Annotated in this window: 14 protein-coding genes; 8 read left to right on the forward strand and 6 right to left on the reverse strand. The window is 41.2% G+C overall.

Annotated elements, in window-relative coordinates; genetic code table 11:
• Positions 1 to 11 precede the first annotated feature (11 nt).
• Both CD004_RS21930 and CD004_RS24145 read right to left on the reverse strand, forming a co-directional pair.
• Positions 12 to 2,054 carry a PKD domain-containing protein gene (locus CD004_RS21930; RefSeq protein ID WP_102264708.1) on the reverse strand — a complete coding sequence of 681 codons (2,043 nt, stop codon included), beginning with the start codon at positions 2,052 to 2,054 and terminating at the stop codon, positions 12 to 14.
• A 208-nt stretch (positions 2,055 to 2,262) separates the two neighbouring features.
• Positions 2,263 to 2,412, reverse strand: a complete 150-nt coding sequence (locus CD004_RS24145) for a lipoprotein (protein WP_170030013.1) — start codon at positions 2,410 to 2,412, stop codon at positions 2,263 to 2,265.
• A 186-nt stretch (positions 2,413 to 2,598) separates the two neighbouring features.
• Here CD004_RS24145 and CD004_RS21935 point away from each other — a divergent pair, with 186 nt between their 5' ends.
• From CD004_RS21935 to CD004_RS21955, 5 genes are all read left to right on the forward strand, one after another.
• Positions 2,599 to 3,591, forward strand: a complete 993-nt coding sequence (locus CD004_RS21935) for a DUF3231 family protein (RefSeq protein ID WP_102264709.1) — start codon at positions 2,599 to 2,601, stop codon at positions 3,589 to 3,591.
• A gap of 200 nt (positions 3,592 to 3,791) precedes the next feature.
• A complete protein-coding gene (locus CD004_RS21940) occupies positions 3,792 to 4,862 on the forward strand; it encodes a glycosyltransferase (RefSeq protein WP_102264710.1) in 1,071 nt (356 codons plus the stop codon).
• Positions 4,859 to 6,166, forward strand: coding sequence for a hypothetical protein (locus CD004_RS21945; protein WP_233434905.1), 1,308 nt, complete (start codon positions 4,859 to 4,861; stop codon positions 6,164 to 6,166). The genes CD004_RS21940 and CD004_RS21945 overlap by 4 nt, the downstream gene beginning before the upstream one ends.
• On the forward strand, positions 6,154 to 7,164 hold the full coding sequence (locus tag CD004_RS21950) for an NAD-dependent epimerase (RefSeq protein WP_102264711.1): 1,011 nt from the start codon (positions 6,154 to 6,156) through the stop codon (positions 7,162 to 7,164). The genes CD004_RS21945 and CD004_RS21950 overlap by 13 nt, the downstream gene beginning before the upstream one ends.
• Before the next feature lie 436 nt (positions 7,165 to 7,600).
• Entirely contained in the window at positions 7,601 to 8,830 is a 1,230-nt protein-coding gene (locus CD004_RS21955) for a dicarboxylate/amino acid:cation symporter (protein ID WP_102264712.1), read from the forward strand.
• Between the two features lie 50 nt (positions 8,831 to 8,880).
• Here the strand turns inward: CD004_RS21955 and CD004_RS21960 are convergent, their stop codons facing one another.
• Genes CD004_RS21960 through CD004_RS21970 form a run of 3 tightly spaced genes read right to left on the reverse strand, consistent with a single transcriptional unit; the run spans position 8,881 to position 11,264 of the window.
• Positions 8,881 to 9,840, reverse strand: coding sequence for a PDR/VanB family oxidoreductase (locus CD004_RS21960; protein ID WP_233434906.1), 960 nt, complete (start codon positions 9,838 to 9,840; stop codon positions 8,881 to 8,883).
• Positions 9,841 to 9,858: 18 nt separating this feature from the next.
• Entirely contained in the window at positions 9,859 to 10,305 is a 447-nt protein-coding gene (locus tag CD004_RS21965; RefSeq protein ID WP_102264713.1) for a dimethylamine monooxygenase subunit DmmA family protein, read from the reverse strand.
• Positions 10,306 to 10,313: 8 nt separating this feature from the next.
• Positions 10,314 to 11,264, reverse strand: coding sequence for a heme-dependent oxidative N-demethylase family protein (locus CD004_RS21970; RefSeq protein ID WP_102264714.1), 951 nt, complete (start codon positions 11,262 to 11,264; stop codon positions 10,314 to 10,316).
• Between the two features lie 306 nt (positions 11,265 to 11,570).
• Here CD004_RS21970 and ahpC point away from each other — a divergent pair, with 306 nt between their 5' ends.
• From ahpC to CD004_RS21985, 3 genes are all read left to right on the forward strand, one after another.
• The gene (gene ahpC, locus CD004_RS21975) at positions 11,571 to 12,134 is read left to right on the forward strand and encodes an alkyl hydroperoxide reductase subunit C (RefSeq protein WP_102264715.1); all 564 of its coding nucleotides are present in this window, start codon (positions 11,571 to 11,573) and stop codon (positions 12,132 to 12,134) included.
• A gap of 13 nt (positions 12,135 to 12,147) precedes the next feature.
• Positions 12,148 to 13,677, forward strand: coding sequence for an alkyl hydroperoxide reductase subunit F (gene ahpF / locus CD004_RS21980; protein WP_102264716.1), 1,530 nt, complete (start codon positions 12,148 to 12,150; stop codon positions 13,675 to 13,677).
• Between the two features lie 261 nt (positions 13,678 to 13,938).
• A complete protein-coding gene (locus tag CD004_RS21985) occupies positions 13,939 to 14,643 on the forward strand; it encodes a DUF421 domain-containing protein (protein ID WP_102264717.1) in 705 nt (234 codons plus the stop codon).
• Between the two features lie 128 nt (positions 14,644 to 14,771).
• On the opposite strand, the gene CD004_RS21990 is transcribed toward CD004_RS21985, so the two are convergent.
• Complete coding sequence (locus CD004_RS21990; RefSeq protein ID WP_102264718.1) at positions 14,772 to 16,271, reverse strand: malate:quinone oxidoreductase; 1,500 nt, start codon at positions 16,269 to 16,271, stop codon at positions 14,772 to 14,774.
• Between the last annotated feature and the right edge of the window lie 420 nt (positions 16,272 to 16,691).

The raw sequence follows: 16,691 nt of genomic DNA on the forward strand, positions 1-16,691 counted from the left end.
ACATAACTTTTTTATTGTCGGATGGTAACAGGAATATTGATTATCGCTCCGCCTGAGCTTGATTGAACGGATATAGAACGTGTTTCATCAGGCTGGAAAGCAGAAGGTTCGACCCGGTATTCCCATTGCCCAAGCGCGTTAGCTTCTACCTGTGCCAGGACTATGCCATTCAATGTGTTTCCGATAAAAATGGAGATGGTTACCCCTGGACCCGGTACATCTGTGGTTCCAGAAATACGCCATTCGGAGTCCCCAATTCTATATTCAGCCCGTGTGATTGTTAGGTTGTCTGTAAGAGTCGTAACTTGAACAGAATCAATGGAACTTCCTCCAGGACCGCTGACAGTGAGATCAAATGTAAGTGTGGTTAATTGCTTGGGTGCGATAAAATTAGCATTTGCAGTATCTGCATCGAGGATCTGGACAGAAGGACCTGAAGCTTGTTCCCAGTTGAAGCTTGTTACATCTCCAGTTGCGCTTCCATTCAATGTAACGAGTGTGCCTTGCTGGACAGTCTGATCCTGGCCGGCATTGGCAACTGGTGCATCAGTTGTCTCCACAACGACAACGTCGACCGTATCTGAGGAAGGTCCTCCCTCACCTTGGACTGTTAGTTCGAACGTAAGAGTACCTGTCGTACCAGGTGCAATAAAGGATGGTGCGACTGTATTTGGATTCTCCAATATAACCGGTTCACCGGCAGTCTGCACCCAATTATAAGCAGTGATCGGTCCAGTTGAGCCATTTCCATTCAGGTTGACCTGAGAACCTATCATTACGGTCTGATCGATGCCGGCGTTAGCAACGACTCCAATAGGCGCATCAGGTGATCCATTAATAATGACCGGGACGCTTGCTTCTCCTCCTGCTGAAGATTGAATCACGAGTTCAGGAGGCAGATTGGTCAAATTCACAATCAACGGACCGTCAGCAGGCACATCCAAAACCCCAATCCCAAAATCCTTTACAGTCATGTCGACATTCGGATTAAATGAATCACTTGAAACGGCATCTACTATCAAAGTTTTCGTATCTGTGTCATAGTTAGCTGTAGCTGTTATAAAATCCACAGGAACAGATTGCTTTACGGAGGCAGGATGATTATCACTAACGTTCGTCACCGTAATCGTTCCAGGAGGAGTACTTCCATTAAATGCAACACGTCCGAAATAGAGTCCCGTTCCGCCCTGCAGAACAGTAGGTAGAATACCAGATCCGCTCACCTCAATTTGTTGCGGAGTTGTGTCTGAACTAGCAAACACATCAATAAAACCGCCTGCAGCATCTGTTTGGGTATAGGTTGTTCTCGTCACATCAACACCTGAGATAGGGGATATTTTGCCTAATAATGAAAAATTCCTAGTCTCTATTGCATTGTCTGGGTTTAATCCTGGAGATGTTGAACGATCAGGAGAACCAATCCCGATTCCTGGCCCCTCAATCCTGAAAATATTTTGCCGCTCACCAAATCGGTCTGTAAATGGACTTCCTGTCACTGGATGCAACACATTTGGATCCCCGATATATCCTGCCGGTGCTGCTGGCGGCACACTTGAATCCCATTGTAAAAAAGGATGTACCCGACTGTTGAATACTTGTTCAAATTCAAGGGGACATACTCCGATATCTTCTGTGAAATTTATTTCCCCGGAGCCTTCGCCATCTGGTTCAGCAATAAATGTACCCACACCATACGGGTGAGTAACCGTATACTCTGCCCCAGGCTGCAAGCCTGGCACACGAATCCGCACCCGACCAAACACCATCTGATCTCCCTCGGCCGGTACTTCATTTGCAAAGGCTGCCTCAATTGCTAAAACTAATCGTGCCCGCTCACCTGTTCCTGTTTCCATCTCTGCTTCAGCGGCAAAATAAAATGCCTCGCTCGGAAAATTATCAGGAAAGGAAACTGGTTGTCCGGGATTAGGCAGTTCTGCTGGTGTAAGACCGGAAAACGGGTCATTTGTATCTGTATTCAGCTGCAGCCTCAGCCCATTCTCATCTTTATACCAAACCGGAAATCCATTTAGAGCATTAATTGGACCAACTTCCAAGTAAATTCTCCTTTCATAAAAAAATGGTCTATATCGGTACTTCTGGCCTAATAGACCTTGAAGTATTTTATTCAATGATCAAAAATCGGACTCGGCTTATACCTAACGGGTTGATAATAAGAAAAGCCAACAGCTATGCAGCTGTTGGCCTCGTATTTTCTATATTTAACTTCAAGTACACCAGATTCTTTCAGTTCATATCGATGTCTTATTCATCATCAATCTCGCCATCACCAATTTCATCTTCCTCTTCTACATCTTCCAGCTGTTCCCCTTCCTCAGGCGGTGCGTCATTGCCGCAGCCTGTCACAGTGAACATGGAAATGGCAAATAAAAACATAAACAATAGCTTTTTCATCTTTCATACCTCCTTTTGTTGAAGTTTTTCCTATGCTTTATTTTTCTATGTAAGCTTATTCGTAAAATTAGTGTCCCCTTTCTAAAGAGAAGCACAAAACAAATGTAAAATCCTGATAATAATTATATTTATTGTAATAAATCTCATTAAAAGTTGAACAATAGTAACAAAGGAGTGACTCGTCGCATGAGTGGAGCAAACGTAGAACTTACTTCAACAGAGATATCAAATATCTGGTCTTCATACTTGAAAAGCAGTATGGAACTAAGATTCTTTCAATATTTTAATGCAACTGCAGAGGGTCCCGAGGTTAAAAATATTGTTGGGAAAATGGTGGAGTACTCACAAAAGAGCCTTGAAGATCTTAAAGACATATTCATAAAAGAAAACCTGACAATTCCTTTAGGTTTTACCGAAAAAGATGTCAGGCTGGACGCTGATAAAGTGTTTTCTGATACCTTCATCTTATATATTTGTCATGATATAACGATGCTGTCATTGAGTACATACCCAGCTGCCTTTCCCGATTGCACCAGGAAGGATGTCCGGAATTTTTTTCAAAATGCTATAGAATTCACCATACAAATGCAAAATGAAATCACTGAATTGATGCTGTCACAAGGCGTCTTTTTGAAGTCACCTCAGATAGCAATGGACCATACAATCGATCTGGTTGATGAAATGAAATACCTCAATGGCCTATTCGGTGGATCAAGGCCTGTGAATGCAGCTGAAATCGCGAATTTATCCAGAATCATCCATCGGGCACGTTTTTCTAAAATGATTCTTGTAACTTTCAGCAAACTTGCTTCCGATAAGAATGTGAAACAACATTTCAGCAAAGGTACAGTTGCGTTAGAAAAAGTTTTATATTCACTGCAAGAGGTCTTGGAAAAGGAGAACATCCCTATATCAGCATCAGGGGATTACAATATATTAGATACGAAAGAGTCGCCATTTTCGGATAAGCTGATGCTGTTTTTTGTGAATACCTGCTTAGGGATGTTCTGTTTCATCATGATCAACCAGGCAATGACCTCAAGCCTGAGAACAGATATCGTAACAAAATTCACTGTGATTTCAAATCAAATGAAGAAGTTTTACGGAAAAGGATTGCTCTTGACGATAACAGAGAAATGGCTTGAACAGCCTCCTCAAGTGTTCGATCGAAAACTATAGAAGAAATAGGCAGGTTAATCGAACCTGCCTATTTCTTTTTATTTTTGCATAACCCATAGAACTTTTTTCCCCTTAAAAGTCACCTAGAAATAAAATTCCGCGTTTTTCTCTTAAATCTTTTCCTATATGTCCAAGTGCTTTTTCCTTTCTTTCATAAACTATGTACGAACAGGTGCGTTTATCGAAAGGAGAAGGTATTATTGCAAACTGTTATTCACTTAAACTTGAGGGTTGACCCCACCCAATATATCCCTCAGATACGAGAAATCCCTGGTTACGATTATATCCATTTAGTGCGCCAGCCGAAGTACATGACTGACCTGTCTCTACTGAATGAAAAGGTACACTATCTCAGTGAAATTTATTCCGAAAAGAAATTCATTAAGGAAAACAATGTTTCTCTTTTACATGCCCATCATGGACAACTGGGCATACTGCTGCTCCCTTTCAAGGAAAAAACAAAACTTCCGCTGGTAACGAGCATTAGAGGCCGTGATGCAACCCTTGCTGATCAGCCCGTTGCCTATTTGGAACATATGAAAATGCTCTTTGAAAAAGGAGACCAATTCTATCCTGTTTGCCATTACTTAGCTGACAGGATGATATCCTGGGGCTGCCCACCAGAAAAAATCAAGGTCCTTTACGGAGGAGTTGATTTAAAAAAATACCATTACAGAGCTCCAGATGTTCAAGGATCAGGACAGAATATTCTTTCCGTAGGCAGATTGGTAGAAAAAAAGGGCCATCATGTCTTGATGCAAGCCTTCCGAAAAATTAAAGACCGCTTACCTAATTCCACGTTGACCATCATTGGAAGAGGAGAACTCCAGGAGGAACTTCTCTCTTTAGCCAATCAACTAAACTTAGGTGACTCATTCCGCCTATTAAATCATCTCCCAAAAGAGCAAGTACAGGAGTATATGATGAATGCCGATTTGTTCTGTGCTGCAAGCCTTGAGGCCGCCAATGGAGACGTCGAAGGAATACCAAATACCTTGAAAGAGGCCATGGCATTAGGAGTCCCGGTAGTCTCTACCTATCATGCGGGCATCCCTGAATTGATCACCCATAATAAAGAAGGGGTTCTCGTACAGGAAAACAATGTCAATGAACTGGCAGCTGGACTTGAATATATGCTGAACAACAGGAGGCATTGGTCATCTTATACTAGCGCCGCACGACAAAAAGTTGAACAATACTTTGATGTAGAGAAACAACTTCGTTTACAGGCAAAATATTACGATGATTTGTTGGGAGGGAAAAGTAAATGAAGGAATTTAAATCCATTAAAGTTACCAAAGGCATAAAAACCTTACTAATTGATAACCCAACTAACTATCCACTGATTGGAATGGGTTCTCAGGGGGCTGTATTTAAGTTATCTGAAGAAAAATGCGTAAAAATCTATACAGACCAGCTGCAGGCGAAGATGGAGGCAGAAGCACTGAAAGCCGGCCAACATTTATCCTTTTTCCCAAGACTATATGAAACAGGGTCCAATTTTGTCGTAATGGAATACTTTAACGCTCCTACATTGAAGGAATATCTGCGAAACTGCACTTATATCCCGGAATCGATCACAAAAAAACTACTTTCTATGCTAAATGCTATGAAAAAAGCAAATTTTACAATGATCGATGCACCACTGCGGCATATTTTTGTCCTGGAAAATGAAGAATTAAAAGTAGTCGATCACGTCAACGCCTTCAAACGGCAACATCCTGTTCCTCTTAAACTATTAAGAGATTTGAATATTATTTTATTAAAGGATTCTTTTTTATCCCGAGTCAAAAAACTGGAGCCCGATACCTTTAAAACATGGGAAGAGTATTTCGCTAATAACAGTCTTGATTATAGAAATATTCCTGTCACATCAGGCGGTTCCGGAAAAGGTGTCAAGGTCGACAGCGCTGTATCTCAGCCACTAATTGGCAAGGGACATCAAGGTGCGGTTTATCGAATAAGTGAAGACAAATGTGTAAAGATTTATGGCAAACCAGATCATTGTAAACAAGAAAAAGAGGTTTTATTATCCAACCAGGATTTACCCTTTATTCCAAAGGTCTATGAAACAGGTCAGAATTATATTGTCATGGAATATTTAAGAGGCGCTAATCTAAACCAGTACCTAAAGAAGCAAGATAGCCTTTCCGAAGAAATAACAAAGCGACTATTAGACATTTTAACTGTGATGAAAAAATCCGGATTCAAACAAATCGATGCACCGTTAAGGCATATTTTCCTGACCAATCAAGGATTCAAATTTGTCGATCACGTTTATTCTTTTACGCGGGTACAGGACCGTCCTCTGGAATTGTTCCAAAACCTTCATGAAAGGGGTTACCTGGAGTCATTCCTTGAACAGGTAAGAGCATTGGACCCTAAAACTCATGCTAACTGGACGAAAGAGCCAATCCCTCTCTCTGAGATTAATCAGGAAATTATTGAAGAGGTTGCAGCAGAAGAGGCGCGATCAATGAAAAAAGCGTTGTATCCTGCAGGAAAGAGCAGAATGAGCTGGTTTAGAGAACAATATCGAAACCCGTTAAAGGATAGAAGAAGATGGGTCTTGTAGTAACAGGTGCAGCTGGATTTATAGGGTTTCATCTGTCAAAACGATTATTATCATTGGGTTATCACGTGATTGGTATTGATAACCTAAATGAATATTATGATGTCGCTCTAAAAAAGGAAAGGTTAAAACTCCTAGAAACAAACGCAAATTTTACTTTTTACAAAATAGATTTGGCAAATCAAGAGGAGTTACTTTCCGTCTTCAAAAACCATTCAATCGATATCGTCATCCATTTAGCTGCTCAGGCAGGAGTGCGATATAGCTTAACGCATCCACATTCTTATGTACATTCAAACCTGCAGGGATTTCTGAATATTTTAGAGGCATGCAGACATTTTCCGGTAGAACACTTGATTTACGCCTCTTCCAGCTCCGTATATGGGGCAAACACAAAAATCCCCTTCTCAGAAAAAGATCCAGTCGACCACCCTGTAAGCTTGTATGCTGCCTCCAAGAAGGCTAATGAATTAATGGCACATACGTATAGCCATCTATACGATATTCCCACAACAGGGCTGAGGTTCTTTACAGTATATGGCCCATGGGGAAGACCTGATATGGCCTATTATTCATTTACAAGGGATATTATTGAAGGCAATCCAATAAAAGTATTCAATCATGGAGATATGAGCAGAGACTTTACCTACATTGACGATATCGTCGAAGGAATCGTAAAGCTCCTCCATCAACCTCCCAAACAACAGGACGGATGGAATCGGGAAAAACCAGACCCCAGCTCCAGCTATGCTCCTTTTAAAATCTATAATATCGGCAACAATAACCCAGTGAAACTCCTCGATTTCATTCAAATCCTCGAAGAAAAAATCGGCAAAAAAGCAAAAATGGTATTTTTGCCAATGCAGCCAGGTGACGTGAAAACAACTTATGCTGATATAACTGATCTTCAGAAGGATGCAGGCTTCTCTCCTTCTACAGCGTTAGAAAAAGGGCTAGAATCTTTTGTTAATTGGTATAAGGAATATCACCAGAAAAAATGATTGCAATTGTTATAAACAGCAACATGGTTGGTCAATGTCAATAACCGAAAAAGGATTCCAATGGTTTAAGAACCAACTGGAATCCTTTTAATCATTTATTCTTTTGTTACTAGATAAGCTTTGTACTCTGTAACGCCTGCTTGTTCTACGTATACAGCCATAACCCAATCACCCTTAGGGAGTTCAATACCCTAGTAAAACTTGTCCTTTAATAAACCTTGATAACAACCACAAATTTTCGTCAGGTTTTGATCTTACCTCTTTTACAAATTCCAATTCCATATTAAACTTTCATCATCTCATTTGGCACCTTTCCAATTCCGCTATTGTCTGTTTCAGTTAACAAGTGTAATTTATTATTAAGTGTAGTTTTTTTGTACATAATCACTGGTTTTAAGTTAAAAACAATTTTATGAAAATGAGGGGAAACTAGAAATTGAAAATTTGGCATACATACAAAAATTCTTCATTTATTTTAAAAATGACAGTCGGCTTTGTACTTGGTATATTAGCTGGTATTTTATTAGGCGCGGAAGCGGAGATTTTCAAACCTTTTGGAACACTGTTAATAAAACTGCTTAATCTCATCGCTACTCCCGTTGTTTTCCTGACAGTTGTTCTCGCAGTCAATCAAATGAATCCTGCGCAGCTAGGCAGGACCGGCGGGAAACTGGTGCTTTATTATGGAGCGACAACGGCAGCTGCCGTCTTGATTGGCCTCGGCCTTGCGCTGTGGATCAATCCAGGAAGTTCTCTTTCATTACCTAATGCGGAGATTGAGAAGCCTGCAACACCTTCCATTTCAGACGTGATTTTTAATATTGTTCCAGATAATTTCTTCTCGGCTTTTACATCGGGAAACTTAATGGCCATCCTGTTCCTGGCAATCATCATTGGCTTTACGATTTCGGGGATGAGATTTGCTAATGAGGAAAAAGTCCAACACTACGGAACCCAGCTGCAAACATTTTTCGAAGCATCGAATGAGTTGTTCTTCAGAATTTTGAAGGGTATCCTCCTCTACGCTCCAATCGGTATTTTTGCGATAAGTGCTTCCACATTTGGCACACAAGGTTGGGATACATTAACTTCCCTATTGGAGTTTACAGCAGTATTTTATATCGGGGTAATCATTCTTTGGATCTTTGTTTACAGCGGCACATTGAAACTATTCAAGATCCCGGTCAAAAGCTTTTATGCTAACACAAAGGATGCCTATACGACAGCGTTTTTTACTTCCAGCAGCATTGCCTCATTGCCAGTGGCAATTGAAAGTGCGAAGAAGGCAGGCATCAGCGAGAGAATGGTGAATTTTAGTTTACCTTTGGGAGCTGTCTTCAATTCTGATGGCGGAGCACTTCGGATGGGTGCCTCGATTGTCTTTGCTGCCAATGTAACTGGTATCTCTTTCTCACTGACTGACTTCATTACCATCATTCTTATTGGCACACTCCTTTCGATTGGCACAGCAGGCATACCAGCCGCTGGGCTTGTGACCCTGTCCGTCGTGCTGACGATGTTTGACCTGCCGCTAGAAGTCGTTGCACTGATAGCCGGCGTTGATGCGATTATCGGAATGGCCGGTACAGCATCAAATGTAGTCGGAGACGTCGTTGGTGCAGCAGTTGTCGATCAATCTGAAAAGAAAGCTGAAATGGCTGGTTAATAAAGACAAAAAGACCGCATCTGCCCTTAGATGCGGCCTTTTTTGACCAATTATAAATCAAGCAGCACATTTCCCTTGCCCCGTGAAACACAGCTCAGCATTGTTCGATTGGAGTCCCGCTGTTCATCCGTCAGGAAGGCATCATAATGGTCAATTTCTCCTTCTGCTACCTTCACTTCACATGTACCGCAACCGCCAACTCTGCAGGAAAATGGGATATCAATTCCATTCTGGTGAAGGACATCCAGCAGTGAACTTTCTTCAGGCACTTCAAATTGTTTCCCACTCTGCTTCAGAGTAATCCAGAACGGGACTGCATCCTTTTTCTCAGGAGGTGCGAACCTTTCATAATGGACATTGAACTCAGGATAGCCATAGCTTTTGGCTGCAATCGTGAATTCCTGGATCATTTTTTCCGGCCCGCAAAAATAAACATGTGTGCCGATTCGATGATCCATAAGCAGCTTTGCTGACAAACGTTGCCTATTCTCACCCTCAGAAAAATAAAAATGGCACTGTCCAGGGTAGGTCTGGCTCAGGAAATCAAAAAATGCGCATTGCTCTTTTGACTTTGCTGCATAATGAAGCTCAAAGGATTGTTTTTTTGCGCTAAGTTCAGACATCATCGATAAAAATGGTGTTATCCCAATACCTGCTGCATAAAAAACATGATGCTTAGCCTGAAAGCTCAAGGGGAAATGGTTTTTTGGATAGCTGACCTTCAAAACATCCCCTTCAGAAACATGATGGTGCCAGTACTCAGACCCACCTGTTGAAGGCTCTGCCAGTCGGACAGCTATTTCGATGGAGCCAGGTTCCGATAAATTAAAAACTGAATAAGATCTTTCCAATGCCCCCGAAGCTTTCGGCAAATGTGTGGTGATATGAGAGCCCCCACTGAATGGCGGCAGCTTCGATCCATTCATCGCCTGAAGGGTAAATCTTTTAATTGTCGCAGTTTCTTTTATAATTGATTTTACACGTACTTCAAGGGTAGATTTCTGATGCAATCAAAAGCTCCTCCTATTCTATTTGATCGTTACATAACCTAAATAGGCATCCAAACGGCGTGAATAATGGTCTGACACTTCCAGTTCCTGGCCGCAGTGAACACAAACGACATGTGTCTGATCCGACACCTCATTCACACCGTGGCATGTGCAGCAAATCAGTTTCTTGTTAACAGGTCCGTTAATAAGTGATTGCATGTCATGTTCAGTAAATCCAGCCATTATTGCTTTGTCTTTTATCCTTTTAACAAAATCTTCTTTACCGGAAATGTATAAGTAAGCCCCCATTTTCTGTTTGCTGAACCAATTGTTTACAAAACTTTCTTCACTCTCTTCTTGGAAAATATGAAAATCAAATAACACATTCTCATTCAATGCCTGGCAAACGAGAAAATTGAGATTTCTAACTCCTTCTGAATCCATACAGAATAAAAACTTCCTCTTACCCTCCATATAGGAAAACATATCTTGAATCACCTTTTTTCCAATTCCTTTTCTAGATATTCCAGGACAACTTCGCAGTACATTGATATCCCTTTATAGTCAGCAATGAATTCCGGAAGCTCATGAAGGATTGCCGAAAATTGCTCCAGCCATGGCGTATGTTGAATGAATTTTTCAAGCGGAATCATATGCGAGTGAATCGTAAATAAGATCCCATTGCTTTTTGGAAGGCGGAATAATTTTTGGACCTCCACCCGCAGATGCACAAACTCGCCAACATTTTCATTCGTTACCTTTTTACGAGCCTGCCCCCATTCAGCAAAGGTTTCAAGCGATGTATCCAACCGGTTACCTGCCATCAGGGACCAGTTTTTCCTCCACCATGGATTTCCTGCCTCGATCCTCATCAGGAACTGGAGGATGCGATCATCAAGCGATTCTGATTGGAATCCTGGAATCGGCTTATGTATTTCTTTAAATGACATCCCCGCATCAAAAAATAATGACCAATTTGCAGGAAAACAGAGCTGAGCTGCATCTAAAAAAAGGTCACCATCTCTCTGCATCATCAAAATCAGATCCTCCTGGACATGTCGCCCTGCAAAATCGAGCGGCTCCATGTCCAGTGTCTCATGGTCCCCAAATGTGAATGATTGTTTTTCACCAGTTTGCAGGTTAGTAAATATCCAATGATCATCGTTCGTAATAAGTTTGAAATTCTCAGGATAATATTCGGCCAATTGATGCAGGATCAAGTCCAAAGTTTCCCACTGGGCATCCATTGTATGGGACTCTGAATGGTAACATCGTTCGTGATGCTTTTTAAGCAGCTCTCTTTTCATATTCATTTCTTCTATATAAGATTCCGTCACTTCGATTGCAATTGGTGGATTTAATGGAATTGCATTGTTAGAATATCTATAGACATCATGTTCACCAAATGGATAAGGAAATGAACCTATATCCTCAACAGAGACCATCCAATTCCTCCTTTTCTGAATTTTTCATCTACTTAATACTATACAGAAGTTTGCTGTTGAATTCATTACAAGCGGGAAAGTTGGACAAGCTTATATAGGCAAGTAATAAACTGCGGTATAAATGTGTCTTTTTCCTGAAATAATGATGAAGTATTAAAAACCGGAGTTTATCACTTGACACTTAATTAGTTTTATATAATAATCGTTACTGTATTAGAATTATTCTAGTTTACCGAATAGTTAACTGAACTCTATCAGTGAAACTATTTCAAAAAATAATCCAACCATTCAAGGAGGAAATTAATCATGGCATTAATCGGTACTCAAGTTTTACCATTCACAGCAAACGCATTCCATAAGGGAGAATTCATCACTGTTACTGAAGAAAACCTTAAAGGCAAGTGGAGCGTAGTTGTATTCTATCCAGCAGATTTCACATTCGTATGTCCTACTGAGCTTGAAGACATGCAAAACGAATATGCTACATTAAGAGAAATGGGAGCTGAAGTATACTCTGTATCAACTGACACTCATTTCACTCACAAAGCATGGCATGACCACTCTGAAGCAATCGGCAAAATCGAGTACATCATGATCGGAGACCCTTCACAGAAGATCTCTCGCAACTTTGATGTATTGAACGAAGAAGATGGTCTTGCAGAGCGCGGAACTTTCATCATCGATCCAGACGGTGTTATCCAAACTGTTGAAATCAACGCAGGCGGAATCGGCCGTGACGCTAGCCAGGTAGTAAGCAAGCTTAAAGCAGCACAATATGTACGCAACAACCCAGGCGAAGTTTGCCCTGCTAAGTGGAAAGAAGGCGGAGAAACTCTTAAGCCAAGCCTTGATCTTGTAGGAAAGATTTAAGGGGTACACTCCCATGTTATTAGACGCAGAAATTAAAGCACAATTAGCCCAATATCTTCAAATGATGGAGGGCGATGTGCTGCTTAAAGTTAGCGCAGGATCGGATGATGTATCACGAGACATGCTGGCTTTAGTCGATGAATTGGCAACAATGTCATCTCGTATCAAAGTGGAGCATGCTGAATTGGAAAGAACACCTAGCTTCAGTGTCAACCGTCCTGGTGAAGACACTGGCGTGACTTTCGCGGGCATTCCTTTAGGACATGAATTCACTTCATTAATTCTTGCTTTGCTGCAGGTTAGCGGCAGAGCGCCTAAGGTTGACCAGAAAGTCATTGATCAGGTTAAGGCAATTAAAGGTGAGTATCGCTTTGAAACTTATGTCAGCTTGAGCTGCCATAACTGCCCTGATGTTGTACAAGCTTTGAACCTGATGAGCATTTTGAATCCTGGCATTTCCCATGTCATGATCGATGGCGCAGCTTTCAAGGATGAAGTTGAAAGCAAGCAGGTCATGGCTGTTCCAACGGTATTCCTGAATGGTGAAACATTCGGAAGCGGCCGTATGTCCCTTGAAGAAATCCTTGCAAAAATGGGCTCTGGCCCTGATGCATCTGAATTGAACGACAAAGACCCTTACGATGTCCTTGTTGTCGGCGGCGGACCGGCTGGTTCCAGTGCAGCCATCTATGCGGCTCGTAAAGGAATCCGTACAGGGATCGTTGCAGAACGCTTTGGCGGACAGGTAATGGATACTTTGGGCATTGAGAACTTCATCAGTGTGAAGCATACTGAAGGTCCAAAGCTTGTTGCAAGCCTTGAGGAGCATGTTAAAGAATATGGCGTTGATATCATGAACCTTCAGCGTGCAAAGCGTTTGGAAAAGAAGGACATGATTGAGCTTGAATTGGAAAATGGTGCAGTTCTTAAAAGTAAGACTGTCATCATCTCAACTGGTGCACGCTGGCGCAATGTCAACGTACCAGGAGAAGCCGAGTTCAAGAACAAAGGCGTTGCCTATTGCCCTCACTGTGACGGACCATTGTTTGAAGGAAAAGACGTTGCTGTTATCGGCGGAGGAAACTCAGGTGTTGAAGCAGCAATCGACCTTGCGGGTATTGTTAAGCATGTAACAGTAATTGAGTTCAACCCAGAACTTAAAGCTGACCAAGTTTTACAAGACCGTCTGCACAGCCTTCCGAACGTCACAGTCGTGACTAACGCACAAACAAGTGAAATTACCGGAACTGACAAAGTGAATGGTATCACTTACATTGACCGTGCATCAGGTGAAGAACACCATGTTGAATTACAAGGTGTATTCGTCCAGATCGGCCTTGTACCGAACACAGAATGGCTTGGCGACACGCTTGAACGCACTCGCTTCGGCGAGATCGTCGTAGACAAACACGGTGCTACAGACCTTCCTGGTGTCTTCGCGGCAGGCGACTGCACGGACAGTGCTTACAAACAAATCATCATTTCAATGGGATCAGGTGCAACCGCAGCATTAGGTGCGTTTGACTATTTGATTCGAAATTAATGTAAAAGAAAAGTCACTGCGCTCCTAATGGTAGCAAAGTGACTTTTCTTTTTGATTTATATAGACACTAGAACCTCAAAACAATTCTTCTCACACCTCTTTACAAATCATTCCCTAAAGTCCTATCCATAGGTTCTTCTTCTGATCTTCAACATAATGTTTTTCCGATTTACTTTTATAACGAATCCATTAATTTGGATTAATAAAGGAACATGAGAGATAAACTAAGTGGTAGCAATGGCGGAATAGGATGTGACTTTAGTGAGTTTTTTTGAAGGACAGGAAACGTTAACTAGCATTCAATGGGTTCTTAGAGCAATTGTTGGTTTTTTATTCCTGCTAATAGTCACTAGAGCCTTAGGTCAACGTGCCATCTCCCAATTAAGGCCACTGGATTTTGCTATTGCTTTGGTAATTGGGAACATTATTGCCCATCCCCTTTCAGATGAAAATCTTGGACTAAAGGGATCAATTATTACTACTACTGTATTATTAGTCTTGTACCTTGCCGGGATTTTTATGATACTCAAATTCCCATGGTTTAGACGGCTGCTTAATCACGCACCGATTACCATAGTCCAAAATGGCGAGATACTTAATAAGGGACTGAAGAAAGCTAAAATATCCATTGATGTTTTATTGGAAGAGTTGCGGGAAAAAAAAGTAGAAGATGTGAAGAAAGTAGCTTTAGCGATTTGGGAGGCAGACGGAAAGTTATCCGTTTTTTTAGAACCAAAATATGATCCGCTAACACCCTCCTCCACCCAAATGGCAGCAGAACCATTCGATTTTCCCAGGACAATCATTAAAGAAGGAAAGATACATTTCGAGGTATTAAATCAAGTTCAGAAGGACGAAAGCTGGGTTGTTTCAACTTTAGAAAGAATGTATCAGACAGAGGTGAAAAACGTTCTGCTTGCAACCCTGGATAAGAAAGAGAATTTTAAAGTTTTTTTATATAAATGATTAGTTTTATTAGAGTTGAGTTAATTTCAGATTATACTATTATTTTGGAACCTAAGTTTCAGGTAAATTTAAAATAACCTTCAGTCCAAAGATGGATTGAAGGTTATTTTTTAGATCCAAACAAAGAATTAACTATAGGACTTTTCTTTTTCAACAAGACCAAGCGTCTTTGCTGTAGAAGTATGAATCTCATTGAACAGCTCTGGTTTGTCCACTAGTGACACTCCATAAGTTGGGACCATTTCCTCTATTTTATCTTTCCACTTAAACATTTCCTCAGGGAAGCATTTTTCCAGCACTTCCAGCATGACGTTTACGGCTGTAGATGCACCAGGAGATGCCCCTAGCAATGCCGCTACTGAGCCATCAGAGGCGCTTACAACCTCTGTACCAAACTGTAGTGTCCCTTTGCCAGTGTCCGTATCCTTGATGACCTGTACACGCTGTCCTGCAACCACGATACCCCAATCCTCGCTTTTGGCGTTTGGAATAAACTCTCGCAGCTCTTCCATACGCTTTTCATGTGATAACATGACTTGCTCAATAAGGTATTTTGTCAATGCCATCTCTTTGGCGCCTGCTGCGAGCATGGTAACGACGTTATTCGGTTTAACTGAATTGATCAAATCCAAATTCGAACCTGTTTTCAGGAACTTTGGCGAGAAACCAGCAAACGGCCCAAACAGCAAGCTCTTCTTGTTATCGATAAATCGTGTATCCAGATGCGGAACCGACATCGGAGGAGCCCCTACCTTGGCTTTTCCATATACTTTTGCATGGTGCTTGTCTACAACTTCGGGATTGTTGCATACCATGAATAGTCCGCTTACAGGGAATCCACCAATTTGTTTTGATTCTGGAATACCCGTTTTTTGTAGCAACGGCAGACTGCCGCCTCCACCGCCGATAAAAACAAATTTCGCGTAATGGGATTCTGTTCTACCGCTATCTAGGTTTTTCACTTTGACTTCCCATGATCCATCACTGGCACGCTTGATATCTTTCACACTATGTCTATAGTTAATCTCGACGTTTTTGCTCTCCAAATGTTCAAACAACATACGAGTTAATGCACCAAAGTTGACATCCGTTCCCGAGTCAATTTTGGTTGCCGCAATCGGGTCATTCGATGTACGCCCTTCCATGACTAACGGAATCCATTCCTTCAGTTTTTCAGGATCTTCGGAGTATTCCATTCCCTGAAACATAGGAATGTCTGAAAGCGCTTTAAATCTATTTTTCAAAAACTCTACATTTTTTTCGCCTTCTACTAAACTCATATGGGGCAATGGCCTAATGAAGTCCTGTGGATTACGAATCAAATTGCTTTTTACAAGATAAGACCAAAATTGCCTTGAAATTTGAAACTGTTCATTTACGTTAATTGCCTTGCTAATATCTATCGATCCATCCGGTTTCTCAGGCGTATAGTTCAACTCACAAAGGGCAGCATGCCCAGTACCCGCATTATTCCACTCATTTGAGCTCTCTTCACCTGACGAAGAAAGTTTTTCAAACACTTTGATGTTCCATTCCGGTGATAACTCTTTCAGTAAGGATCCCAACGTCGCACTCATGACACCTGCACCAATTAAGATAACGTCTGTTGCTTTCTGTACGTTGCTCATTATACCCTTCCTTGTCTCTTATATTTGAGTAGGCGTCTACAATTTTTCACCTTCGAGCCCACCTTTGTTAAAACCATAACATACTCTATTATAATGATTTACTGATTGAAATTTCTACTATTTACTGATAATTATAAACTATTTTAACACCTTAAAAAAGAGAGAAGTGTTACTAAAGGGTCTTGCAATAATAAAAACCTCAAACTGTTTCAGAAAAAAGTGTGGAGGTTTCTGCTTGTCCTCAAATTATGATGGTAAGATCATCTCTCAATTTATAAAAAGGATCTTATGATTCGCCCTACTTACCTAGCTCGCTGGTTAGAGGCATGACCCATTTGCTAGACAATAAAGGAGATCTGGCTTCATATCGTCACCTGAATGATAAGCTTAATTAATAAGGATTACTTAATTTGAATCTAG

The sequence above is a fragment of the Mesobacillus jeotgali genome, from assembly GCF_002874535.1.
In the GTDB taxonomy this organism is placed as follows: domain Bacteria; phylum Bacillota; class Bacilli; order Bacillales; family Cytobacillaceae; genus Mesobacillus; species Mesobacillus jeotgali.